Below are 24,874 nucleotides of genomic sequence, written 5' to 3' on the forward strand. Positions count from 1 at the left end.
GTCTCCTATCTTACAAATTTTCCCAGTCAAATTCTTCTGCATCTTTGCGAAGCAATTCTTGTGCATTGCGCAATTTTTCAGTAATTTTCACGAAGATACGGAAGTCATCAAAGATGGCATCCAATTTCTTGATGACATCAAGGTCAACCAAGTCACCATTTGGGTTAAATGCTTGAAGAGAGTGTGAGAGCAAGAATTCATCTGGAAGAACATTTGCCTTGATTTCAGGAGCGTTCAAGATTTGACGAAGTTGCAATTGGGCACGAGATGAACCAAGTGTACCGTAAGAAGCACCAGTGATCATGATTGGTTTGTTCAAAAGTGGGTAGATACCGTAAGATAGCCAAGCAAGAGCGCTCATCAAAACTGCAGGGATAGAGTGGTCGTACTCAGGAGTACCGATAATCACACCATCAGCTTCTTCAATTTTAGCTGCAATTTCAAGAATTTCAGCTGGAAGTTGCTTATCTGCTGGTTTGTTGAAAACAGGGATATCCTTGATTTCAACGAGTTCAATTTCAGCTTTATCCGCAAAGTGTTTTTGCATGTATTGGAGCAATTGGCGGTTTGTAGAACGCTTAGAGTTCGTTCCAACAATAGCAATAAGTTTTAGCATGAGATTTCCTTTCTCTTTTTACATAATACAATTTTGAAGGCCTGAAGAACATGCAAGGCGTCCCTCTTTGTCGATGAGGATGGCTTCAATCCCATCTATACTTTCGACTTGCCAGAGGATAGAAGCGCTTCGTTCTCCGAAAAGGCGTGTTGTCCATATCTCACCATCTACGGATTTATCAGAGACAATCGTTAGGCTAGCGAGATCGGTTTCGACAGGAAATCCTGTCTCACTATCAAAGATATGATGATAGTCTTTTCCATCTACTGTCAGGTGGCGTTCATAGATACCTGAAGTGACAACGGATTTGTTAGAAGCAGGAATGGTTAGGAGATGGTTGCCACGAGGATTTCGCGGATCTTGAATCCCAATCTGCCAGGCATTCCCTTCTTTGGCTTGGTTATTCCCGATGGTGAGGATATTTCCTCCGAGATTGATCAAGGCAGAGGTGACACCGTGTTCTTTCAAATACTGGGCAACCTTATCTGCACTATAGCCCTTAGCTAAACAACCTAAATCAAGCTTCATTCCTTTCTTCTCTAAAAAGACAGTAGAGCTAGTCGGATCCAACTTGATAAAATGCGGGTCAACTAGAGGCAAGACAGCTTCGATTTCTTTAGAGTCTGGAAGCCGTGCATCTGCAAATCCGATTCGCCAGGTTTGAATCAAGGGACCAATACTGATATTTAGATGGCTAGACGGAGCTAGGCTATGCTCCAGTCCAAGAGCAATCAGTTCAAACAGGTCAGGATGAACCTTAACAGGTGCGATTCCAGCCTGGTAGTTGATTTCCATCAGTTCGGATTCTTGACTATTGGCGTTGAAGCGGTATTCGAGCTCCTTGAGTAAATCAAAGGCTCCTTGAAGTAGGCAATCAGCCTGTTCATCTACTAATGAAATCGTGATAGTTGTTCCCATTAGCCGTTCAGAACGTGAATGAAGAGGCAAGCTACCAGCTCCTTTCTCTTTATAGGAAATCATTCAATATAAGGTCGTTAAAGAAAAATTAAACCCCTTACATTTTCTTTCCATGTATCTAGCATATCATAAAGTCAGCGTTTTCACAAATAAATTTTGACAAAAAGTCAAGAAATATGCTCAGAATTAATATGAAAACGATAGAAAAATTAGATTTATCAATGTTAAGTGTATTTTTTTCTGAAAAAAAGAGAATTCTGAGCAAATGCCTTGTAAACGCTAACAGTAAATGATATACTAGGAAGGTAAATCAAAAATTAAAGGTAGGAATTTTTCTATGAGTAAAATCGTTGTAGTTGGTGCTAACCACGCTGGTACAGCTTGTATTAATACGATGTTGGACAACTTCGGACATGAGAACGAAATCGTAGTATTTGATCAAAACTCAAATATTTCATTCCTTGGTTGTGGAATGGCGCTTTGGATCGGGGAACAAATTGATGGCCCAGAAGGTCTCTTCTACTCTGATAAAGAAAAATTGGAAGCAAAAGGTGCTAAAGTTTACATGAACTCACCAGTTCTTTCAATTGACTACGATAACAAAGTTGTGACTGCAGAAGTTGAAGGTAAAGAGCACAAAGAGTCTTATGATAAATTGATCTTTGCAACCGGTTCAACTCCAATCTTGCCTCCAATCGAAGGTGTTGAAATCGTTAAGGGCAACCGCGAATTCAAAGCGACTCTTGAAAATGTACAATTTGTTAAATTGTACCAAAACGCTGAAGAAGTTATTGAAAAACTTGAAGACAAGAGCAAACACCTTGAGCGCATTGCCGTTGTTGGTGGTGGTTACATCGGTGTAGAACTTGCCGAAGCTTTCGAGCGTCTTGGAAAAGAAGTAGTGCTTGTCGATATCGTAGACACTGTCTTGAACGGCTACTATGACAAAGACTTCACTCAAATGATGGCAAAGAACTTGGAAGACCACAACATCCGCTTGGCTCTTGGTCAAACAGTCAAAGCAATTCAAGGTGATGGAAAAGTTGAACGCTTGGTAACAGACAAAGAAACATTTGATGTAGATATGGTGGTTCTTGCTGTTGGTTTCCGTCCAAACACAGCTCTTGCTGACGGTAAGATTGAACTCTTCCGTAACGGTGCCTTCCTTGTAGATAAGAAACAAGAAACATCTATCCCAGGTGTATACGCTGTTGGTGACTGTGCCACTGTTTATGACAATGCTCGTAAAGATACAAGCTACATCGCTCTTGCATCTAATGCTGTTCGTACTGGTATCGTTGGTGCTTATAACGCTTGTGGACATGAATTAGAAGGAATCGGAGTTCAAGGATCAAACGGTATCTCTATCTACGGTCTTCACATGGTTTCGACTGGTTTGACTCTTGAAAAAGCCAAAGCTGCAGGCTATAACGCAACTGAAACTGGCTTTAACGATCTTCAAAAACCAGAATTTATCAAACATGACAACCACGAAGTTGCCATCAAGATTGTCTTTGACAAAGACAGTCGCGAAATCCTTGGTGCACAAATGGTTTCACATGATGCTGCTATCAGTATGGGAATCCACATGTTCTCGCTTGCTATCCAAGAGCATGTAACCATTGATAAATTGGCCTTGACAGACCTATTCTTCTTGCCACATTTCAACAAACCATACAACTACATTACAATGGCTGCACTTACAGCTGAAAAATAAAAATTGACGAGCTATCTGGCCTTAAGTTAAGGTCAGATAGCTTTTTAGTTATACTCTTCGAAAATCTCTTCAAACCACGTCAGCTTTATCTGCAACCTCAAAGCTGTGCTTTGAGCAACCTGCGGCTAGCTTCCTAGTTTGCTCTTTGATTTTCATTGAGTATCAATCTGTACCCATACAATTATCCTTTTTTTATCTTGTACTTCATTCTAATCTGGCTTAAAATGAAATGGTAGCTACCAATACAAATGATGAGGATTAAGAAATGACTGAAAATCGTTATGAACTAAATAAAAACTTAGCACAGATGCTCAAAGGTGGGGTTATCATGGACGTTCAAAACCCTGAACAGGCTCGTATCGCAGAGGCTGCTGGTGCGGCAGCTGTTATGGCCTTGGAACGGATTCCAGCTGATATTCGTGCAGCTGGTGGGGTTTCCCGTATGAGCGATCCAAAGATGATTAAGGAAATCCAAGAAGCGGTCAGCATTCCAGTGATGGCCAAGGTCAGAATTGGGCATTTTGTTGAAGCTCAGATTTTAGAGGCTATTGAGATTGACTATATCGATGAGAGTGAAGTGCTGTCTCCAGCAGACGATCGTTTCCATGTAGATAAGAAGGAATTCCAAGTTCCTTTTGTCTGTGGAGCTAAGGATTTGGGTGAAGCCTTGCGTCGTATCGCTGAGGGAGCTTCCATGATTCGGACAAAAGGAGAACCGGGGACAGGAGACATCGTTCAAGCCGTTCGACATATGCGCATGATGAATCAAGAAATCCGCCGTATTCAAAATCTTCGCGAGGATGAACTTTATGTTGCTGCCAAGGACTTGCAAGTTCCTGTAGAATTGGTCCAATACGTTCATGAACATGGGAAGTTGCCAGTTGTTAACTTCGCAGCTGGAGGTGTGGCAACACCAGCAGATGCTGCGCTGATGATGCAATTGGGGGCAGAGGGCGTCTTTGTCGGTTCAGGTATTTTCAAGTCAGGAGATCCTGTTAAACGAGCAAGTGCTATTGTCAAAGCCGTAACCAACTACCAAAATCCTCAAATTCTGGCTCAAATCTCTGAAGACCTAGGGGAAGCCATGGTTGGTATTAATGAGAATGAAATTCAAATTCTCATGGCAGAGCGAGGAAAATAGATGAAAATCGGAATATTAGCCTTGCAAGGTGCTTTTGCAGAGCATGCAAAAGTGCTAGATAAACTAGGAGTCGCTAGTGTCGAAATCAGGAATTTAGATGATTTTCAGAAACATCAGAGTGACTTGGCGGGTTTGATATTGCCTGGCGGTGAGTCTACAACCATGGGCAAACTCTTGCGTGACCAAGTTATGCTGATTCCCATCCGAGAAGCCATTCTTTCTGGCTTACCAGTCTTTGGAACTTGTGCGGGCTTAATCTTGCTGGCTAAGAAAATTACTTCTCAGGAAGAAAGTCATCTAGCGACTATGGATATAGTAGTAGAGCGTAATGCTTATGGACGCCAACTAGGAAGTTTTTATACAGAAGCAGAATGTAAGGGAGTTGGCAAGATTCCCATGACCTTTATCCGTGGTCCGATTATCAGTAGTGTTGGAGAGGGTGTAGAAATTCTAGCAACAGTTGATGATCAAATCGTTGCAGCTCAAGAAAAGAATATGCTGGTGACCTCTTTTCATCCTGAGTTAACAGATGATGCTCGCTTGCACCAGTATTTTATCAATATGTGTAAAGAAAAAAGTTGAGAAAAGATTCTCAACTTTTTTACATGTAATAAACAATCGCGATATATTGAAGTGCAGATGCTGCTAGGATAAAGAGATGCCAAATCATGTGAAAATAAGGTTTTTTCTTAGCGTAAAATCCAGCTCCAACTGTATAACAGAGTCCGCCAGTTACCATGAGACTCCAGAAAATTGGCGTTGTTTGACTGATAATGACAGGAATGATAGCCAGAACCAACCAGCCCATGATCAAATAAAGAGCAAGGCTGAATTTCTCATTGACCTTTTTAGCAAAGATTTTATAGAGGATGCCAAAGATGGTCGTTCCCCACTGAATGGCAATGATCAGATAGCCAAACCAGTTGTTCATCAAAGTCAATACGACCGGCGTATAAGAGCCTGCGATAGCCACATAAATCATAGAATGGTCGATGATTCGCAAGACGTATTTGTGGGTCGAACCATAGGCCATAGAGTGGTAAATGGTTGACGAGAGGAACATGAGAAAGAGACTGATAACAAAGATTGAAACACCAAAGGATGATAAAAACCCGTGTGCTTCATAACTATAGGTGGATGAAATAGGGAGCAAGATGAGCATGATAACGGCACCCACAGCATGGGTCACACTATTAGCAATTTCCTCTCCAAAACTGAGTTTTTTACTGAGCTTTAGACTGGTATTCATTGGATTTTCTCCTCTTCTTTGATAAGGATTAAGTCTAGAGTTTGATGATAGAGTTTAACCGTTTGACAGCTGGTTTGGATAATAGGATTATCTGGATCAATCCCATGGTTCATGTAGTCCACAAAAGCATCGTAGAGCTGGTCTGAACTGGCTTGACTTTGTAGAGTATTCAGTGTCTGAGCGATTTCTTGGATTGAAAAGACAGACTTGAGAGTGGTGATGGCAATCAAACGTGCAATCTGTTTGCGTTGGTATTTTTTCTTGTCTGGCTTTGTCAGGTAACCATGTTTGACATAGTTATTGACCATGGATGCTGTTAGTCCCTTGTCCTTATCTGGAGAGATAGGGGCACAGACTTGATTGACATAAAGTAAAACTTGGTCCAGATAGAGGTCAATGTTTGGAATGTCTTCCCATTTTGGGTAGGAAAAGTTAGAATTCATTTCCAACTCCTTTTTATCTAGTTTTGATAACTAGATTATAAAATAATAAAAAACAAAAGTCAAGTTTCAACTGCTTGTAGAAAGCTTTAAATTATGCTATGATGAGAGAAAATAGTTAGAAATGAGGGGAAAAGATGGAGATTCGTTTAGCTTTTCCAAACGAAGTAGATGCGATTATGCAGGTGATGGAGGATGCCAAAAAGTGCTTAGCTGAGTCTGGTAGTGACCAGTGGCAAAATGGCTATCCAAATGCCGACATCATTATCGATGATATCATCTCAGGTCAAGCTTATGTGGCCTTGGAAGAAGGAGAACTGCTAGCTTATGCTGCTGTGACCAAGAGCCCAGAGGAAGCCTATGAAGCCATTTATGAAGGGAGTTGGCAGGGGGGAGAATCAGAATATCTGGTCTTTCACCGTATCGCTGTGGCAGCAGATGTCCAAGGACAAGGTGTTGCTCAGACTTTCCTAGAAGGCTTGATTGAAGGTTTTGATTATCTAGATTTTCGTTCAGATACGCATGCACAAAACAAGGCCATGCAGCATATCTTTGAAAAGCTAGGCTTCCAACAGGTTGGTAAGGGGTTCCAGTTGATGGGGAACGTTTGGCCTATCAGAAATTAAAAAAATGAAGCAGAAAAAGTACGCAAAAATGCTCTACCCGTCGCCGATTGGAACCTTATCCTTAGTTGCTGACGAGCAATATCTGTATGGAATTTGGGTACAGGACCAAACTCATTTTGAGAGGGGAATCGCTGGAGATAGTATAGAAGTAGTTAAGAAACATCCCGTCCTAGACCAGGTTATTTCCTATTTAGATACCTATTTCGAAGGCAGTGTTCAGGATCTATCTGACTTACCTTTGGCTCCTATTGGAACAGATTTTGAAAAGCGAGTCTGGACTTACTTACAAGCCATTCCTTATGGTCAAACAGTGACGTACGGACAAATAGCTCAAGATCTGCAAGTGGCTTCTGCTCAAGCGATTGGCGGAGCAGTGGGGCGTAATCCTTGGTCCATACTCGTACCCTGCCATCGTGTGCTGGGATCAGGCAATCGTCTGACAGGCTATGCATCTGGAGTCGAAAAGAAAGCCTGGCTCTTGCAACATGAAGGTGCAGCATTTCAAGAAAATAAAGAATAGAAAGAAAAGAAGATGTTAGAATTTATCGAATACCCAAAATGTTCAACTTGTAAGAAAGCAAAAAATGAATTGGATAAACTTGGACTGGAATACCAAGATGTCCACATCGTAGAAGAAACACCAAGTGAAGACGTGATTTTGAACTGGTTGGAAACTTCCGGTTTTGAAGTGAAACAATTTTTCAATACCAGCGGGATCAAATACCGCGAACTGGGCCTAAAAGATAAGGTGGGAAGTTTGTCAAAACAAGAAGCAGCCAAGCTTCTAGCGAGTGATGGTATGTTATTGAAACGTCCAATTTTGGTGGAGAATGGTGCTGTTAAACAAATTGGCTATAGAAAAACCTATGAGGACTTAGGTTTGAGATAGTTTTTATTTATCTCCTTGATAGGTAAAATATATAGCCTCCCTGTTTTAAAGTGTGATAAACTAGAAGATAGACAAAGTCTGAGCAGCCCGTAGCAAATAATTTGCTTGCGAGCAGAAGTATGATAGAATGAATCATTATCAGGAGAGGATGTTTTTATGACTGTTACAACATTTTTAGCATCAGATTGGTACCAAAGTTTGATGCAACTCATTCCGGATGGTAAGCTCTTTAGTTTGCGTTCGGTCTTTGATGGAATTCCAAGGATTGTCCAACAATTGCCTACAACCTTGATGTTGACGCTTGGAGGTGCACTCTTTGGTTTGCTACTTGCCCTAATTTTTGCCATTGTTAAGATCAATCGTGTTAAGATTTTATATCCCTTGCAGGCCTTTTTCGTCAGCTTCTTAAAAGGTACCCCAATCCTAGTTCAACTTATGTTGACCTACTACGGAATTCCTTTAGCACTGAAAGCTATCAACCAACAATGGGGAACTGGTCTCAATATCAATGCGATTCCAGCGGCACTTTTTGCGATTGTGGCCTTTGCTTTTAATGAGGCGGCCTATGCAAGTGAAACGATTCGTGCGGCCATCCTTTCTGTTAATCCAGGTGAAATTGAGGCGGCACGCAGTTTGGGTATGACGCGAGCGCAAGTTTATCGTCGCGTGATTATTCCAAATGCGGCGGTAGTTGCGACACCGACTTTGATTAACTCCCTTATCGGTTTGACCAAGGGAACTTCTCTAGCCTTTAGCGCAGGTGTTGTGGAGGTCTTTGCCCAAGCTCAGATTTTAGGTGGAGCTGATTATCGCTATTTTGAACGTTTCATCTCCGTAGCCCTTGTTTATTGGGTGGTCAATATCGGAATTGAAAGCCTCGGCCGTTTCATCGAGAGAAAAATGGCTATCTCAGCACCGGATACAGTGTCTACAGATGTGAAAGGAGACCTTCGTTAATGATTAAGATTTCGAATTTAAGCAAATCCTTTTCAGGACAGACAGTCTTGAATCATCTGAACTTGGATATCCAAAAAGGTGAGGTAGTGGCTTTGATTGGTTCATCTGGAGCTGGGAAATCAACCTTTCTTCGAAGTTTAAACTATCTTGAAACTCCAGATAGTGGAACGATTCAGATTGACAATTTTAAAGTTGATTTTTCTCAGATTAGCCAAGAAGAAATCCTAACCCTTCGTCGCAAGTTGTCTATGGTTTTCCAACAGTTTAATTTGTTTGAACGCCGAACTGCTCTTGACAATGTCAAGGAAGGTTTGATTGTCGTTAAAAAATTATCGGACGAGGAAGCAACAAAAATCGCTAAGGAAGAGTTGGCCAAGGTTGGTCTTTCTGACCGTGAAAACCATTATCCTCGCCACTTATCAGGTGGACAAAAGCAACGGGTTGCCCTTGCGCGTGCGCTTGCTATGAAACCAGATGTCTTGCTCTTGGACGAACCCACTTCAGCCCTCGACCCAGAATTGGTCGGTGAAGTAGAAAAGTCTATTGCAGATGCTGCCAAGTCAGGTCAGACCATGATTTTGGTCAGTCACGATATGTCTTTTGTAGCCCAAGTAGCTGACAAGGTTTTATTCCTAGATAAAGGGAAAATCATCGAGTCTGGCACACCGGATGAAATCATCAATCATCCGAAAGAAGAACGAACAAAAGAATTCTTCGCTAGTTACAAACGGACTTATATTTGATATAATAGAAAAAGGAAAACTCAGTTAGTTGGACTAGCTGAGTTTACTCTTTAAAAAAGATAGAAACGAGAGAGATCATGCTACTGCATCTATTTTCTTTGTATTTCGAGAGTTTGATCTTAACGACCATCCTTGTCGTGATTTTTCTGGGGATTTGGATTGGATTGAGAGCCATGTCTGGTGTGGACAAGACAGCCAAAGCTCGCCAAGCTCATCTCTATGATATGATTATGATTGGTGTTTTGGTCGTTCCGGTGTTATCCTTTGCCGTCATGAGTTTACTCTTGGTTTTCAAGGCATAATCCTTGCGTGACTAGCAAGAATGAGTTAGAATAAAGATAGTTACAACAAGAAAGAAGGAATCGAAATGTACGATACGATTATTGTCGGTGCTGGACCTGCGGGAATGACCGCTGCCTTATATGCTGCTCGCAGCAATCTGAAAGTGGCTTTGATTGAAGGTGGTCTGCCAGGAGGGCAAATGAATAACACATCTGACATTGAAAACTATCCAGGTTATGCCAACATCAGTGGACCTGAATTGGCTGAAAAGATGTTTGAACCACTTGAAAACCTTGGAGTGGAGCATCTTTATGGCTATGTTGAAAATATTGAAGATCAGGGTGACTTTAAGAAGGTAATCACTGATGATCAAGTTTACGAAACACGTACTGTCATCGTGGCAACTGGGTCAAAACACCGTCTCTTAGGAGTTCCCGGAGAAGAAGAACTGAACAGTCGCGGTGTTTCTTATTGTGCAGTCTGTGATGGAGCTTTCTTCCGTGACCAAGACTTGCTCGTAGTCGGTGGTGGAGATTCAGCGGTAGAAGAAGCCCTCTTCTTGACACGCTTTGCCAAGACTGTCACTATTGTTCACCGTCGCGATGAACTTCGTGCCCAAAAGGTTTTGCAAGACCGTGCCTTTGCAAATGAAAAAGTCAACTTTATCTGGGACTCTGTAGTTAAGGAAATTAAAGGTGAAAATCGAGTAGAATCTGTCGTATTTGAAAATGTGAAAACAGGTCAAGTAACAGAGCAAGCCTTCGGAGGTGTCTTTATTTATGTCGGTTTGGACCCTGTTAGTGATTTTGCTAAAGATTTGAATATTCAAGACCAGGCAGGCTGGATCCTAACAGACAATCATATGAAAACTAGCGTTGATGGTATATTTGCGGTTGGGGATGTTCGCCAAAAAGATCTTCGCCAAGTAACAACAGCAGTTGGAGATGGGGCTATCGCGGGTCAAGAAGCCTATAAATTTATTACAGAACATAGTTAAGCAAAAAAGTTTCCAATCAAGTGATTGGAAACTTTTTATTATAGTCGATTTCGGAAAACTTCGTACATGAGAATGGCTGCAGCGACACTGGCATTAAGGCTTTGAACATGTCCATTCATTGGAATAGTAATCATTTCATCAACCTGTTTTTTGATGTTGCTGGAGATGCCTTTTCCTTCATTTCCGATGATGAGGGCAATTTTCCCTTTTGTATTCCACTTGTGGCAAGGAGTACCGTTCATATCCGTTCCAAAGGTCCAGAATCCCTCATCCTTGAGTTTGTCTAGGGTTTGACTGAGGTTGGTCACTCGCGCAATCGGTACGTGTTCAATAGCACCTGTGGCTGTTTTGGCAACGACAGGAGTTACACCGACAGCACGGTGCTTGGGAATGATGACACCTGAAACATTGGTCGCATCAGCAGTCCTTAAGATAGAGCCTAAGTTGTGAGGGTCAGTTAGACCATCCAGAATCAACAGAAGTGGATTTTCTTCTTGGCGTGTTTTTGCAAGGATGTGATCCAGCTCGCTATAGGCAAATTCGGACACTCGTAGAACAAAACCTTGGTGAACAGCGCCTTCGGTCATCTCAGACAGGGATTTTTTTGAAGTCCAAGAAATGGATACCTTCTTTTCTGTAGCCAGTTCCTTGACTTTTTCAACATTCTTACCCCTTAGATCTTCTTGGAGGTAGAGTTTATTTCCAGTGTTTGCAAGGAGGGCTTCGGTAACGGCGTGGACGCCATAGACAATATCATTTGTTTTCATGCCTCTATTATAACACAAAACCCCGTCTTGCAACGGGATTTTCTTTATTCGAGGATGAGGAGTCCATCTTTGACAGCAAATGGGTCTTTTTCATTGATACGATCGTAAAACATGATTCCGTTTAGATGATCAATTTCGTGTTGGATAACGATAGAGTTGTAGCCTTTGAGCTTGATACGGTGTTTTTCGCCGTCCTTGTCAAAATAATCAACAGTGACACGAGCATGACGAACAACATAGCCTGGCACGTTACGGTCAACAGATAGGCAACCCTCTCCTTCGCCAAGAGCAGCATCTTGAACAGAGTGAGAGACGATTTTTGGATTGTACATAACAGCTTGCAGGTCGTAGGCTTCCTGTGGAGTTTCACCTTCTTCCACAATATTGGGCACTAAAACAGCAATAACGCGTTTTGAGATATCGAGTTGGGGAGCAGCCAATCCAACACCACCGCGGAGCCCCATCTTTTCAGCCATAACAGGATCTTGGGAATGTTTGAGGAATTGCATCATCTTTTCACCAAGGATGATTTCCTGGTCAGACAGTGGAAAAGTAACCTCCTCAGCAACTGCGCGTAGAGTTGGATTCCCCTCGCGGATAATATCGTTCATATCAATTAAGTGAGCAGCTTTTGTAATACGTTCTATAGCAGACATTTTCTCTCCTTTCATTACCTCTACATGATAACACAAAATAGGCGAGAAAGAAAGTCGCAGAAGTTCCTAAAAAATAATATAATAAACGGTATTCCTCTTTTGTCTGTGGTATAATAAAAGAAAAGACTTGCACCAAAAGGCAAGGGGGAATAAAGATGGAAAAGCGACAAGATAGATGGTCTCAGGGAACTCTTTATGGGGTGTGGAGAACTAGTGTGGATTTCTTTCGGAATTATAAATCCTGGACCAATGCCCAGTTTATTATTGTGTTATTGCTTGCAGTTTCCTTATCCATGGGGGTAAACTTATTAGTTCGAGCAGTACAAGGCAACAAGGCAACAAGTCCTAGTAGTCAAACTCTTGATTCTGCTAGTACATCTGGTCCATCCAAGGAAAATCAGTCTGGCGAAACGACGGCGCGTATCATGGCAAATGGCGACCTTCTCTACCATATCCCTATCTACCGAACAGCTCTTAAAGAAGATGGAACCTATGATTTCCATGAAAATTTTGAGTATGTAAAACCCTGGCTCAAGCAAGCGGATTTGGTAATTGGTGACTTTGAAGGAACAGTGAACAAGGACCACTACTTGGCAGGTTATCCTCTCTTTAATGCACCAGGAGAAGTCATGGATGCGATCAAGGATGCAGGTTACCAAGTTCTAGATTTGGCTCATAATCATATTTTGGATTCTCAAATTGAGGGAGTAGTTTCAACAGCTCAAGCTATTGAAAAGGCTGGAATGACACCCATCGGAGTCTACACACATGAATCCCGAGACCAAGCACCTATAGTCATCAAGGAAGTCAATGGTATCAAGGTAGCTCTCCTGGCCTATTCCTACGGTTTTAATGGCATTGAGCAGTATATCTCTCAAGAGGACTATAATCGCTATCTTTCTGATCTGAATGAAGATAAGATGAAGGCAGAAATCGAGCGTGCTGAGAAGGAAGCAGATATTACTGTTATTATGCCTCAGATGGGAATTGAGTACCAGCTAGAACCAACGGAAGAACAGAAAACACTGTACCATAAGATGATTGACTGGGGAGCCGATATTATCTTTGGAGGGCACCCTCACGTCGTTGAACCTGCTGAAACAGTTGAAAAAGATGGTGACAAAAAACTGATCATCTACTCCATGGGGAATTTCCTCTCAAATCAACGCATTGAAACCATGCAAGATGAGGAAAATGCCAAGTGGACGGAGCGCGGTGTTCTCATGGATGTAACCATTAAGAAAAAAGATGGCAAGACTAGGATTGAAACGGCAAAGGCACATCCGACATGGGTCAATCGAACACCCAAAGGGACTTACTCTCCAGAAGGCTATCCGCTCTTCCTCTATCAGACCTATATCCTAGAGGACTTCATCGAGGGAGGCAGTCACCGTGACAAGTTGGACGAGGCGACCAAGGAACGAATTGACACGGCCTATAAAGAAATGAATGAACATGTAGGGTTGAAGTGGTAGACGCTCACTCTAAAGGAGATATGATGACGATTAAATTAATTGCAACAGACATGGATGGAACCTTGCTAGACCCGAGAGGGCAGCTAGATCTACCCCGCTTGGAAAAGATTTTAGATCAGCTGGATCAAAGGGATATCCGTTTTGTCATTGCGACGGGGAATGAAGTTCACCGTATGAGGCAATTACTAGAACACTTGGCGAGTAGAGTAGTTCTGGTCGTTGCCAATGGGGCGCGTATTTTTGAAAACAATAAACTGATTCAAGCGCAGACCTGGGATGATGCTATGGTTGACACGGCTTTAGTTCATTTTAAAGGGAGAGAGTGCCGAGATCAGTTTGTCGTAACAGGTATGAAGGGTGGTTTTGTCAAGAAAGGGACTGTTTTTACAGACCTAGAAAAATTTATGACACCAGAGATGATTGAAAAATTTTATCAACGAATGAATTTTGTGGAAGACTTGCAAGCTGACCTCTTCGGTGGAGTGTTAAAGATGAGTATGGTTGTTGGTGAAGAACGCTCTAGTTCTGTTTTGCAGGAAATCAATGACCTCTTTAATGGTCATATAAGAGCCGTTTCTAGCGGTTATGGGTGTATTGACATCCTCCAAACTGGTATTCACAAGGCATGGGGATTGGAAGAATTACTCAAGCGCTGGAATTTGAAATCGGAACAAATCATGGCTTTTGGTGATAGCGAAAACGATATCGAAATGTTAGAGCTGGCTGGTATTGCCTATGCCATGGAAAATGCAGATGATAATGTCAAGGCAGTTGCGACTGCCCTGGCACCAGCCAACAGCCAGGCGGGTGTGTATCAAGTTCTAGAGAATTGGTTAGAGAAAGAGGGATAGGATGGCAGTACAGTTATTAGAGAATTGGCTCTTAAAGGAGCAGGCAAAGATTCAAACCAAGTATCGTGAATTGAATCAAGTATCTGTTCTAGAGCCAGATATCATCTTTATTGGTGATTCGATAGTGGAGTATTACCCTCTTCAAGAGTTGTTGGGAACTGCCAAGACGATTGTTAATCGTGGTATCCGAGGCTACCAGACGGGACTTTTATTAGAGAATTTGGATGCCCATCTTTATGGTGATGCTGTCGATCAAATTGTTCTCTTAATTGGGACAAATGATATTGGAAAAGATATTCCCATGAATGATGCTTTGGATAATCTCGAGCGTGTAATCCAATCGATTGCCCGAGAATATCCGCTGTCACAAATAAAGCTCCTTTCCATTTTGCCAGTCAATGAGGGAGAAGAATACAAGCAGACTGTTTATATCCGAACCAATGAAAAGATTAGAGAATGGAATCAAGCCTATGAGGCTCTAGCATCCGCCTATATGCAGGTAGATTTTGTGTCGATTTATGATAGTTTGACAGATTCAGAAGGACAACTCAAAAAAGACTATACAACAGATGGCCTCCATCTAAGTGTAGCCGGTTATCAAGTCTTATCGGAAGCCTTAAAAGGGGTTCTTTTCTAAAGAGGTGGCTTGATTTTGCATTTTTCATGAAGATAGGTTATAATGGTTCTATCGTCTTTTGGGGTCGTTACGGATTCGACAGGCATTATGAGGCATATTTTGCAACCCGTGTGGCGACGTAAACGCTCAGTTAAATATAACTGCAAAAAATAACACTTCTTACGCTTTAGCTGCCTAAAAACCAGCAGGCGTGACCTGATTTGGATTGCTCGTGTTCAATGACAGGTCTTATGATTAGCGAGATACGATCAAGCCTTGTCTAGTGGTTTGATAAGAGATTAATAGACTCGCAGTTCCTAGGCTTGAGTTATGTGTCGAGGGACTGTTAAAACAATACATAACCTATGGTTGTAGACAAATATGTTGGCAGGTGTTTGGACGTGGGTTCGACTCCCACCGGCTCCATTATTCTTTCGCTAAACTTGGAAAAACGTTGTTAAATCAACGTTTTTTGTTTTTGCCTTTTGTATTCCTTGGTATTCTTTTGCTAAAAAAGGATACAACATTTTTGTCGTATCCTAGAAATCTATATCCTTTTGTTTTATGAAATCATATAGTGTTTGTATTATTTGATTTTTAAATACTTGTGATAAAAAAACTGCACCGAAATGCAGTTTTTGTTTTTCTACGGAAGACATGGGATTCGAACCCACGCACGCTGTTACACGCCTACCGCGTTTCCAACACGGCCTCTTAAGCCTCTTGAGTAATCTTCCAATACTTACTCAAATAGTCTACCATAAAGCCACTTATCTTGCAATAAAAATTTTGGAAATAAGAAAAATGATAGAATTTGAAAGAAAATGATAAAAAATGCTTGACTTTGATAGAAATTGTGCTAGAATGAATAGTGTAAACGATAACAGGAGGTGATTTGGTGTTAAAAACTGAGCGGAAGCAACTGATTTTAGAGGAGTTAAATCAACATCATGTAGTTTCCCTAGAAAAATTGGTTAATCTATTAGAAACATCAGAATCGACAGTACGAAGAGATTTGGATGAGTTGGAGGCAGAAAACAAGCTTCGCCGTGTGCATGGTGGAGCAGAATTACCCCACTCCTTGCAGGAAGAAGAAACCATCCAAGAAAAATCTGTCAAAAACCTTCAAGAGAAGAAGCTACTGGCTCAGAAAGCAGCCTCTCTTATTAAGGAGAAAGATGTTATCTTTATCGATGCTGGCACAACAACTGCTTTTTTAATCAAGGAATTGGTTAATAAGAATATCACAGTTGTGACCAACTCCATTCACCATGCGGTTCAGTTGGTTGAAAAGCAGATTCCAACTGTCATGGTTGGAGGAAGTGTCAAGATGGCAACAGATGCATGTATCGGGGGCGTTGCCCTTAACCAGATTAACCAATTGCACTTTGACCGTGCCTTTATCGGGATGAATGGTGTTGACGATGGTTATTATACGACTCCTGATATGGAGGAGGGAGCTGTTAAGCGGGCTATTTTAGAGAATGCCAAACAGACCTACGTCTTGGTCGATTCGTCAAAGATTGGTCAAACTTGTTTTGCCAAGGTAGCACCACTCAAACGCGCTATCGTTATCACAAGTCAAGGGCATGAGCTCTTACAGGCTATTAAGGAGAAAACGGAGGTAATTGAAGTATGATTTATACAGTCACACTCAATCCATCCATTGACTATATCGTTCGCTTAGACAAAGTAGAAGTCGGCAGTGTCAATCGAATGGACAGTGATGATAAGTTTGCTGGTGGGAAAGGAATCAATGTTAGTCGTGTTTTGAAGCGTTTGGGTATTCCCAATACAGCGACCGGATTTATTGGAGGCTTTACTGGTAAATTTATCACAGATACCCTTACAGAGGAAGAAATCGAAACTCGTTTTGTCCAAGTAGCTGAAGATACTCGTATCAATGTCAAGATTAAAGCAGACCAAGAAACAGAAATCAATGGGACTGGTCCTAATGTTGAGCCCGAACAACTTGAAGAGTTAAAAGCCATTCTTTCAAGTCTGACAGCAGAAGATACGGTTGTGTTTGCGGGTTCGAGTGCTAAGAACCTAGGCAATGTTATCTATAAGGATTTGATTGCATTGACACGCAAGACTGGTGCCCAAGTGGTTTGTGACTTTGAAGGACAGACCTTGATTGATAGTTTGGACTACCAACCACTTTTGGTTAAACCAAACAATCACGAGCTTGGAGCTATCTTTGGAGTGAAACTCGAAAGTTTAGATGAAATCGAGAACTATGCTCGTCAGTTACTGGCCAAGGGAGCTCAAAACGTCATTATCTCCATGGCTGGGGACGGTGCACTTCTTGTCACATCTGAGGGAGCTTACTTCGCAAAACCTATCAAGGGAACAGTCAAAAATTCAGTCGGGGCTGGTGACTCTATGGTCGCTGGATTTACCGGTGAATTTGTAAAATCTAAAGACGCAGTAGAAGCCTTCAAATGGGGAGTAGCTTGTGGAACAGCAACGACCTTCTCGGATGACTTGGCAACAGCGGAATTTATTAAAGAAACATATGAAAAAGTTGAGGTAGAAAAACGATGAAAATTCAAGACCTATTGAGAAAAGATGTCATGTTGCTGGATTTACAGGCAACTGAAAAAACAGCTGTCATCGAAGAAATGATTAAAAGTCTGGTAGATCACGGTTACGTGACGGATTTTGAAACCTTTAAGGAAGGAATTTTAGCGCGTGAAGCTCTCACTTCCACTGGTTTGGGGGACGGAATTGCTATGCCTCACAGCAAAAATTCTGCTGTCAAAGAAGCAACGGTTCTCTTTGCTAAGTCAAACAAGGGTGTTGACTACGAAAGCTTGGATGGGCAACCAACAGACCTCTTCTTCATGATTGCAGCTCCAGAAGGTGCCAATGATACTCACTTAGCAGCCTTGGCAGAATTGTCTCAATACTTGATGAAAGATGGTTTCGCTGACAAACTTCGTCAAGTAACATCTGCAGATCAAGTTATCGAACTCTTTGACCAAGCTTCAGAAAAAGTTGAGGAGCCTGTCCAAGTACCTGCTAATGACTCTGGTGACTTTATCGTAGCTGTTACAGCTTGTACAACAGGTATTGCCCACACATACATGGCCTAAGAAGCTCTTCAAAAAGTAGCTGCCGAAATGGGTGTTGGGATCAAGGTTGAAACAAACGGAGCTAGCGGTGTTGGAAATCAACTAACTGTAGAAGATATCCGCAAGGCTAAAGCTGTTATCATCGCTGCAGATAAGGCCGTTGAAATGGATCGTTTCGATGGCAAACCATTGGTTAACCGTCCAGTTGCAGACGGTATCCGTAAGACTGAAGAATTGATTAACTTGGCTCTCTCAGGAGATGCTGAAGTTTATCGTGCTGCTAATGGAGCAAAAGCTGCAACAGCATCTAATGAGAAACAAAGTATCGGTGGTGCTTTCTACAAACACTTGATGAGTGGTGTATCTCAAATGTTGCCATTCGTTATCGGTGGTGGTATCATGATTGCCCTCGCCTTCTTAATCGACGGAGCTTTTGGTGTGCCACAGGATAGTCTTGGCAATCTCGGATCCTACCATGAACTAGCTTCTATGTTCATGAAAATTGGTGGAGCAGCCTTTGGCTTGATGCTTCCAGTTTTTGCAGGATACGTAGCCTACTCTATCGCTGAAAAACCAGGTTTAGTAGCTGGTTTCGTGGCTGGTGCTATTGCTAAAGAAGGTTTTGCCTTTGGTAAAATTCCTTATGCCGCAGGTGGTGAAGCAACTTCAACTCTTGCAGGTGTCTCATCTGGTTTCCTAGGTGCCCTTGTTGGTGGATTTATCGCAGGTGCCTTGGTTCTTGCTATCAAGAAATACGTAAAAGTTCCTCGTTCACTTGAAGGTGCTAAATCAATCCTTCTCTTGCCACTTCTTGGAACAGTCTTGACAGGATTTGTCATGTTGGCTGTTAACATCCCGATGGCAGCAATCAACACTGCTATGAATGACTTCCTAGGCGGTCTTGGAGGAGGTTCAGCTGTCCTTCTTGGTATCGTTCTTGGAGGCATGATGGCTGTTGACATGGGTGGACCAGTCAACAAAGCTGCTTATGTCTTTGGTACAGGTACGCTTGCAGCGACTGTTTCTTCAGGTGGTTCTGTAGCCATGGCAGCAGTTATGGCTGGAGGAATGGTTCCACCACTTGCAATCTTTGTCGCAACCCTTCTTTTCAAAGATAAATTTACCAAAGAAGAACGCAACTCTGGTTTGACAAACATCATCATGGGCTTGTCATTTATCACTGAGGGAGCAATTCCATTTGGTGCCGCTGACCCAGCTCGTGCGATTCCAAGCTTCATCCTTGGTTCAGCAGTAGCAGGCGGACTCGTTGGTCTTGCTGGTATCAAACTCATGGCACCACACGGAGGAATCTTCGTCATCGCCCTCACTTCAAATGCCCTTCTTTACCTTGCCTTTGTCTTGGTTGGAGCAATCGTAAGTGGTGTGGTTTATGGTTACTTACGCAAACCACAAGCATAAAAAGGATTAGAATAGAAAGATTGTTACCATTTGGTGCAATCTTTTTCTCTATTCGAAATGGCTGTGAAATATGGTATAATAAAAGAATGGCAAACAAGAATACTACAAAAACAAGACGGAGACCGTCTAAAGCAGAACTTGAAAGAAAACAGGCTATCCAGAGGATGTTGATCTCTTTAGGAATTGCCTTGTTATTGATTATTGCAGCCCTCAAACTCGGCGCGGCAGGTGTCACACTTTACAATCTCATTCGACTGGTGGTCGGAAGTTTGGCCTATGTGGCCATTGGTGCCCTCCTCATTTATCTCTTTCTATTTAAATGGATACGTAAGCAAGAAGGACTTCTGTCAGGATTTCTCTGTATCTTCGCTGGCTTACTCTTGATTTTTGAGGCCTACTTGGTTTGGAAATATGGTTTGGAGCAATCAGTTCTAAAAGGGACCCTGTCTCAAGTTATGACGGACTTGACTGGTATGCGAGTAACTAGCTTCGCCGGTGGAGGCTTGCTTGGTGTTGGACTCTATATCCCCATATCCTTTCTTTTCTCCAATATCGGATCGTACTTTATTGGAGTTCTCTTGATTCTAGTTGGGGCACTCTTAGTTAGTCCTTGGTCTATTTACGATGTCGCAGCCTTTATTGGAGCTCAGTTTAGATCCTTCATGGAAAAACAGGAACAGAGAAAACAGGAACGCTTCATCAAGAGAGAAGAAGAGAAGGCTCGTCAAGAAGCTGAAGAAGCAGCCAGAATTCAGAGAGAACAAGAAGAACAGGATGCATTACCGTTTCCTCCTGTAGATCCTGAAACGGGAGAAATCTTATCGGAAGCACCAGACTACGATCTTCCTCCAATTCCTGAGGAGGAATGGATCGAACCGGAGATTATCTTCCCTCAAACTGACGTTGAAGTTCCAGATGTGGAAGAAGACTTTGAGGATGAAGAGGTGCAGGTTGATTTTTCTGCCAAAGAAGCCCTCGAATATAAACTACCAAGCTTGCAACTCTTTGCGCCAGATAAACCCAAAGACCAGTCCAAGGAAAAGAAGATTGTTCGAGAAAATATCAAAATCCTAGAAGAAACCTTTGCCAGCTTTGGTATCAAGGTAACGGTGGAACGGGCTGAAATCGGTCCATCTGTTACAAAATATGAAGTCAAGCCAGCCGTTGGGGTACGGGTTAACCGCATTTCCAATCTGGCAGACGACTTAGCGCTAGCTCTAGCAGCCAAGGATGTTCGGATTGAAGCTCCGATCCCCGGGAAATCCCTTGTCGGAATTGAAGTGCCCAACTCTGAGATTGCGACCGTCTCCTTCCGTGAACTCTGGGAACAGTCTCAAACTAAACCAGAAAATCTCCTCGAAATTCCTTTAGGTAAGGCGGTCAATGGAACTGCTCGAACCTTTGACCTTTCCAAGATGCCCCACCTACTTGTTGCAGGTTCGACGGGATCAGGGAAGTCAGTCGCAGTTAACGGTATTATCGCTAGCATTCTTATGAAAGCAAGACCTGACCAGGTCAAGTTTATGATGGTGGATCCAAAGATGGTTGAGTTATCGGTGTACAATGACATTCCTCACCTCTTGATTCCAGTTGTGACCAATCCACGCAAGGCCAGCAAGGCTCTGCAAAAGGTTGTGGATGAGATGGAAAACCGTTATGAACTCTTTGCTAAGGTTGGAGTACGAAATATTGCTGGTTACAATGCCAAGGTCGAGGAATTTAATAGCCAATCTGAGTATAAACAAGTACCCCTGCCTTTAATTGTTGTCATTGTAGATGAGTTGGCAGACCTCATGATGGTGGCTAGCAAGGAAGTAGAAGATGCCATCATTCGTCTCGGACAGAAGGCGCGTGCCGCAGGGATTCACATGATTCTCGCAACGCAACGTCCATCGGTTGATGTTATCTCTGGTCTTATCAAGGCCAATGTCCCATCTCGTGTGGCTTTTGCAGTTTCATCAGGCACAGATTCGCGAACCATCTTGGATGAAAATGGAGCAGAAAAACTGCTCGGTCGAGGAGATATGCTCTTTAAACCAATCGATGAAAATCACCCAGTCCGTCTACAAGGATCCTTTATCTCAGATGATGATGTTGAACGTATTGTAAACTTCATCAAGGCTCAGGCAGATGCTGACTACGATGAAAGCTTTGACCCAGGAGATGTCCCAGATAATGAGGGAGATTTCTCTGACGGTGAAGCTGGTGGCGATCCGCTCTTTGAGGAAGCCAAGGCTCTGGTTATCGAGACGCAGAAAGCCAGCGCTTCTATGATTCAGCGTCGTTTGTCGGTTGGATTTAACCGTGCAACCCGCCTGATGGAAGAACTCGAAATGGCAGGTGTCATCGGTCCAGCGGAAGGAACCAAACCACGAAAAGTATTGCAACAATAAAAAATAGCTTCTTTCCAAAGTTGGAAGGAAGCTATTTTGTGCTCACTGATTCGTTTTAGTTTCAGAACTCGTCGTATTTGACTGTGTTCCGTTATCGCTTGTTTCTTTATTTGTAGCAGGTGTAGAAGAGTCCTGAGTTGTTGTTTTCTGTTCTTCTTTTTTCTCCTCTTTTTTATTGGATTGAGAAGTTTCTTCTTGCGGAGTATTTTCTTTAGTAGAAGTGTTGTCCTTGTTAGGTGTAGTATTTTCCTGAGGGGATTCTTTTTGAATTTCCTTGACAACAGTTGTTTGAGTTGTCGTCGGTTCTTTCTTGTTGTTTTTGTTATTATCCATAGCGTTCATGATGGTAATAGTAGCGGTGATTAGACCAAGGATACTACCGATGGTAGCAATCGTTTTTTGAAAGACAGTAAATCCCTTTTTGATGTGTTCTGTTTTTGGTTTTGAAGTTCTACGATAGTTAGACATGATACTCTCCTTTAATTATGATTTATTATACCTCATTTCTTTAAAAAAATCTTAAAAAAAGAGAAACCTCCCTTTCTTGTCGCAGGTCTCTTTTCGTGATACAATAGAAGGAGTGATTTTAGAAAGCGTGAGAAAACATGATCTACTTTGATAATTCGGCGACAACTAAGCCTTATCCTGAAGCACTTGAAACCTACATGCAGGTTGCTTCAAAAATTGTAGGAAATCCGTCTAGTCTCCATCGTTTGGGAGATCAGGCAACACGAATTTTAGATGCTTCCCGGCAGCAAATTGCAGATTTAATCGGCAAGAAGAGCGATGAAATCTTCTTTACCTCTGGAGGAACAGAAGGGGATAACTGGGTTATCAAGGGTGTGGCCTTTGAAAAAGCCCAGTTTGGCAAGCACATCATCGTATCAGCTATTGAGCATCCAGCAGTCAAGGAGTCAGCTCTCTGGCTAAAAAATCAAGGTTTTGAGGTGGATATTGCTCCAGTTGATGAGAAAGGATTTATGGATGTTGAAGCATTAGCAGATTTGATACGTCCTGATACGACCCTCGTTTCCATTATGGCAGTAAACAATGAAATTGGGTCTATTCAGCCTATTGAGGCTATCTCAGAACTGTTGGCAGACAAGCCAACTATTTCCTTCCACGTTGATGCAGTTCAGGCACTCGCTAAGATTCCGACTGAAAAATATCTGACAGATCGAGTGGATTTTGCGACCTTTTCGAGTCATAAGTTTCATGGTGTCAGAGGTGTTGGCTTTGTCTATATCAAGTCTGGTAAGAAAATTACGCCTCTTTTGACAGGTGGTGGTCAAGAGCGCGATTATCGTTCAACAACTGAAAATGTGGCAGGGATTGCAGCGACAGCCAAAGCTATCCGTTTATCTATGGAAAAGTTAGATATCTTTACTAATAAGACAGGGCAGATGAAATCAGTCATTCGTCAAGCCCTTCTGGATTATCCAGATATTTTTGTCTTTTCAGATGAGGATGACTTTGCCCCTCATATCCTGACTTTTGGGATTAAGGGTGTTCGTGGTGAAGTCATCGTTCACGCCTTTGAAGACTATGATATTTTCATTTCCACAACCTCGGCTTGTTCATCCAAGGCTGGAAAACCTGCAGGGACCTTGATTGCTATGGGAGTGGACAAAGATAAGGCCCAGTCAGCTGTGCGTCTTAGCCTAGACCTTGAAAATGATATGAGTCAGGTTGAGCAGTTTTTGACCAAGCTAAAATTAATTTACAATCAAACTAGAAAAGTAAGATAGGAGCATTCATGCAGTATTCAGAAATTATGATTCGCTACGGAGAGTTATCAACCAAGGGCAAAAACCGCATGCGTTTCATCAATAAACTTCGTAATAATATTTCGGACGTCTTGTCCATCTATCCCCAAGTTAAGGTAACCGCTGATCGCGACCGTGCCCACGCTTACCTGAATGGAGCTGATTACACAGCAGTTGCAGAATCTCTCAAACAAGTCTTCGGGATTCAGAATTTTTCTCCAGTATATAAGGTCGAAAAGTCTGTAGAAGTTCTGAAGTCTGCTGTCCAAGAGATTATGAAAGATATCTACAAGGAAGGCATGACCTTTAAGATTTCTAGTAAGCGCAGCGACCACAACTTTGAACTCGACAGTCGTGAACTCAACCAAACACTTGGTGGAGCTGTATTCGAAGCTATTCCAAATGTCCAAGCTCAAATGAAAAATCCGGACATCAATCTTCAGGTGGAGATTCGTGAGGAAGCAGCTTATCTTTCCTATGAGACTATTCGAGGAGCAGGTGGTTTGCCTGTGGGTACTTCAGGTAAAGGGATGCTCATGTTGTCAGGAGGGATCGACTCACCTGTTGCAGGTTATCTTGCTTTGAAACGTGGAGTGGATATTGAGGCTGTTCATTTTGCCAGCCCACCTTACACGAGTCCTGGTGCTCTTAAAAAAGCCCAAGATTTGACCCGTAAATTAACCAAGTTTGGGGGAAATATCCAGTTTATCGAAGTACCTTTCACAGAGATTCAAGAGGAAATCAAGGCCAAAGCGCCAGAAGCCTATCTCATGACCTTGACCCGTCGTTTTATGATGCGGATTACCGATCGTATTCGTGAGGTACGAAATGGTTTAGTAATCATCAATGGGGAAAGTCTTGGTCAAGTAGCCAGCCAAACCTTGGAGAGCATGCAGGCTATCAATGCAGTCACCACCACTCCCATCATCCGTCCAGTTGTGACAATGGATAAGTTGGAAATCATTGACATCGCCCAGGAAATCGATACCTTTGACATTTCTATCCAGCCGTTTGAGGACTGCTGTACGATTTTTGCGCCAGATCGTCCTAAGACCAATCCTAAGATTAAGAATGCAGAGCAGTATGAAGCACGTATGGATGTTGAAGGATTAGTTGAGCGAGCAGTGGCTGGAATCATGATTACTGAGATAACACCGCAGGCTGAAAAAGATGAAGTGGATGACTTAATTGACAATCTTCTCTAATCAGAAAATCCAGAAGAATTTAGAAAAATAGGTGAAAAAGTTAGTTTTTAATTCCAAAAATGGAAGCAAAACTA

Annotated in this window: 24 protein-coding genes, 1 tRNA gene, 1 other RNA gene and 2 pseudogenes; 20 read left to right on the top strand and 8 right to left on the bottom strand. The window is 42.3% G+C overall.

Features of this window, described 5'->3' with window-relative positions; all coding sequences use genetic code 11:
- Positions 1-10: 10 nt before the first annotated feature.
- Positions 11-616, bottom strand: coding sequence for an NADPH-dependent FMN reductase (locus NML69_RS02060; protein ID WP_254725168.1), 606 nt, complete (start codon positions 614-616; stop codon positions 11-13).
- 18 nt (positions 617-634) lie between these two features.
- Positions 635-1,564 carry an FAD:protein FMN transferase gene (locus NML69_RS02065; RefSeq protein ID WP_254725322.1) on the bottom strand — a complete coding sequence of 310 codons (930 nt, stop codon included), beginning with the start codon at positions 1,562-1,564 and terminating at the stop codon, positions 635-637.
- 307 nt (positions 1,565-1,871) lie between these two features.
- On the opposite strand from NML69_RS02065, the gene nox reads away from it, so the two are divergent.
- The 3 genes from nox (at position 1,872) to pdxT (ending at position 4,974) form a co-directional block, all read left to right on the top strand.
- Complete coding sequence (gene nox, locus NML69_RS02070) at positions 1,872-3,251, top strand: H2O-forming NADH oxidase (RefSeq protein WP_000036761.1); 1,380 nt, start codon at positions 1,872-1,874, stop codon at positions 3,249-3,251.
- A gap of 265 nt (positions 3,252-3,516) precedes the next feature.
- Entirely contained in the window at positions 3,517-4,392 is an 876-nt protein-coding gene (gene pdxS, locus NML69_RS02075; RefSeq protein ID WP_000138520.1) for a pyridoxal 5'-phosphate synthase lyase subunit PdxS, read from the top strand.
- Positions 4,393-4,974: a pyridoxal 5'-phosphate synthase glutaminase subunit PdxT gene (gene pdxT / locus NML69_RS02080; protein WP_254725169.1), complete on the top strand. Its 582-nt coding sequence runs from the start codon at positions 4,393-4,395 to the stop codon at positions 4,972-4,974.
- 19 nt (positions 4,975-4,993) lie between these two features.
- Here pdxT and NML69_RS02085 read toward each other — a convergent pair whose 3' ends face one another.
- Together NML69_RS02085 and NML69_RS02090 are read right to left on the bottom strand one after the other, a co-directional pair.
- Positions 4,994-5,641, bottom strand: coding sequence for a hemolysin III family protein (locus tag NML69_RS02085; RefSeq protein ID WP_254725170.1), 648 nt, complete (start codon positions 5,639-5,641; stop codon positions 4,994-4,996).
- A complete protein-coding gene (locus NML69_RS02090; RefSeq protein ID WP_254725171.1) occupies positions 5,638-6,084 on the bottom strand; it encodes a DUF1836 domain-containing protein in 447 nt (148 codons plus the stop codon). Before NML69_RS02090 ends, NML69_RS02085 begins: the two co-directional genes overlap by 4 nt.
- A 134-nt stretch (positions 6,085-6,218) precedes the next feature.
- On the opposite strand from NML69_RS02090, the pseudogene NML69_RS02095 reads away from it, so the two are divergent.
- The 7 genes and pseudogenes from NML69_RS02095 to trxB all read left to right on the top strand — a co-directional run bounded on the left by NML69_RS02095 (position 6,219) and on the right by trxB (position 10,575).
- Positions 6,219-6,715, top strand: a pseudogene (locus NML69_RS02095) (N-acetyltransferase family protein).
- Positions 6,712-7,227, top strand: coding sequence for a methylated-DNA--[protein]-cysteine S-methyltransferase (locus tag NML69_RS02100; protein WP_223327463.1), 516 nt, complete (start codon positions 6,712-6,714; stop codon positions 7,225-7,227). The pseudogene NML69_RS02095 and the gene NML69_RS02100 overlap by 4 nt, the downstream one beginning before the upstream one ends.
- 12 nt (positions 7,228-7,239) lie before the next feature.
- On the top strand, positions 7,240-7,596 hold the full coding sequence (locus NML69_RS02105) for an arsenate reductase family protein (RefSeq protein WP_049520741.1): 357 nt from the start codon (positions 7,240-7,242) through the stop codon (positions 7,594-7,596).
- 156 nt (positions 7,597-7,752) lie between these two features.
- A complete protein-coding gene (locus NML69_RS02110) occupies positions 7,753-8,553 on the top strand; it encodes an amino acid ABC transporter permease (RefSeq protein ID WP_000219166.1) in 801 nt (266 codons plus the stop codon).
- Positions 8,553-9,296 carry an amino acid ABC transporter ATP-binding protein gene (locus NML69_RS02115; RefSeq protein ID WP_125397927.1) on the top strand — a complete coding sequence of 248 codons (744 nt, stop codon included), beginning with the start codon at positions 8,553-8,555 and terminating at the stop codon, positions 9,294-9,296. Before NML69_RS02110 ends, NML69_RS02115 begins: the two co-directional genes overlap by 1 nt.
- Positions 9,297-9,373: 77 nt before the next feature.
- Positions 9,374-9,598, top strand: a complete 225-nt coding sequence (locus tag NML69_RS02120; protein ID WP_000924294.1) for a DUF4059 family protein — start codon at positions 9,374-9,376, stop codon at positions 9,596-9,598.
- 65 nt (positions 9,599-9,663) lie between these two features.
- Positions 9,664-10,575, top strand: coding sequence for a thioredoxin-disulfide reductase (gene trxB / locus NML69_RS02125; protein WP_254725172.1), 912 nt, complete (start codon positions 9,664-9,666; stop codon positions 10,573-10,575).
- A gap of 38 nt (positions 10,576-10,613) precedes the next feature.
- Here the strand turns inward: trxB and rlmB are convergent, their stop codons facing one another.
- Positions 10,614-11,342: a 23S rRNA (guanosine(2251)-2'-O)-methyltransferase RlmB gene (gene rlmB, locus NML69_RS02130; RefSeq protein WP_000855742.1), complete on the bottom strand. Its 729-nt coding sequence runs from the start codon at positions 11,340-11,342 to the stop codon at positions 10,614-10,616.
- 44 nt (positions 11,343-11,386) lie between these two features.
- Positions 11,387-11,998 carry a peptide deformylase gene (def, locus tag NML69_RS02135; RefSeq protein ID WP_254725173.1) on the bottom strand — a complete coding sequence of 204 codons (612 nt, stop codon included), beginning with the start codon at positions 11,996-11,998 and terminating at the stop codon, positions 11,387-11,389.
- Between the two features lie 155 nt (positions 11,999-12,153).
- Between def and NML69_RS02140 the strand changes: the two genes are divergently transcribed.
- The 4 genes from NML69_RS02140 (at position 12,154) to ssrA (ending at position 15,369) form a co-directional block, all read left to right on the top strand.
- Positions 12,154-13,473, top strand: a complete 1,320-nt coding sequence (locus tag NML69_RS02140) for a CapA family protein (RefSeq protein ID WP_254725174.1) — start codon at positions 12,154-12,156, stop codon at positions 13,471-13,473.
- Positions 13,474-13,496: 23 nt separating this feature from the next.
- Positions 13,497-14,324: an HAD family hydrolase gene (locus NML69_RS02145; protein ID WP_254725175.1), complete on the top strand. Its 828-nt coding sequence runs from the start codon at positions 13,497-13,499 to the stop codon at positions 14,322-14,324.
- 1 nt (position 14,325) lies between these two features.
- Complete coding sequence (locus NML69_RS02150) at positions 14,326-14,961, top strand: SGNH/GDSL hydrolase family protein (protein WP_254725176.1); 636 nt, start codon at positions 14,326-14,328, stop codon at positions 14,959-14,961.
- A 60-nt stretch (positions 14,962-15,021) separates the two neighbouring features.
- Positions 15,022-15,369: a transfer-messenger RNA gene (gene ssrA, locus NML69_RS02155) on the top strand.
- Between the two features lie 220 nt (positions 15,370-15,589).
- Here the strand turns inward: ssrA and NML69_RS02160 are convergent.
- Positions 15,590-15,677, bottom strand: a tRNA-Ser gene (locus NML69_RS02160).
- 161 nt (positions 15,678-15,838) lie between these two features.
- Here NML69_RS02160 and NML69_RS02165 point away from each other — a divergent pair.
- From NML69_RS02165 to NML69_RS02180, 4 genes and pseudogenes are all read left to right on the top strand, one after another.
- On the top strand, positions 15,839-16,579 hold the full coding sequence (locus tag NML69_RS02165; RefSeq protein ID WP_002877167.1) for a DeoR/GlpR family DNA-binding transcription regulator: 741 nt from the start codon (positions 15,839-15,841) through the stop codon (positions 16,577-16,579).
- Complete coding sequence (pfkB, locus tag NML69_RS02170; protein ID WP_254725177.1) at positions 16,576-17,487, top strand: 1-phosphofructokinase; 912 nt, start codon at positions 16,576-16,578, stop codon at positions 17,485-17,487. Before NML69_RS02165 ends, pfkB begins: the two co-directional genes overlap by 4 nt.
- Positions 17,484-19,436 (top strand): annotated as a pseudogene (locus NML69_RS02175) (fructose-specific PTS transporter subunit EIIC). Before pfkB ends, NML69_RS02175 begins: the two are co-directional and overlap by 4 nt.
- Before the next feature lie 86 nt (positions 19,437-19,522).
- Positions 19,523-21,829 (top strand): DNA translocase FtsK, encoded by a 2,307-nt coding sequence (locus tag NML69_RS02180; protein WP_302851677.1) that lies wholly within the window; start codon positions 19,523-19,525, stop codon positions 21,827-21,829.
- Positions 21,830-21,871: 42 nt separating this feature from the next.
- On the opposite strand, the gene NML69_RS02185 is transcribed toward NML69_RS02180, so the two are convergent.
- On the bottom strand, positions 21,872-22,297 hold the full coding sequence (locus NML69_RS02185; protein ID WP_045592089.1) for a DUF6556 family protein: 426 nt from the start codon (positions 22,295-22,297) through the stop codon (positions 21,872-21,874).
- Positions 22,298-22,434: 137 nt separating this feature from the next.
- Here NML69_RS02185 and NML69_RS02190 point away from each other — a divergent pair, with 137 nt between their 5' ends.
- Positions 22,435-23,577 (top strand): cysteine desulfurase family protein, encoded by a 1,143-nt coding sequence (locus tag NML69_RS02190; protein ID WP_254725179.1) that lies wholly within the window; start codon positions 22,435-22,437, stop codon positions 23,575-23,577.
- Positions 23,578-23,585: 8 nt separating this feature from the next.
- Positions 23,586-24,800, top strand: coding sequence for a tRNA uracil 4-sulfurtransferase ThiI (thiI, locus tag NML69_RS02195; RefSeq protein ID WP_254725180.1), 1,215 nt, complete (start codon positions 23,586-23,588; stop codon positions 24,798-24,800).
- Positions 24,801-24,874 lie beyond the last annotated feature (74 nt).

The sequence above is a fragment of the Streptococcus sp. CF8-6 genome (assembly GCF_024295845.1).
In the GTDB taxonomy this organism is placed as follows: domain Bacteria; phylum Bacillota; class Bacilli; order Lactobacillales; family Streptococcaceae; genus Streptococcus; species Streptococcus oralis_BO.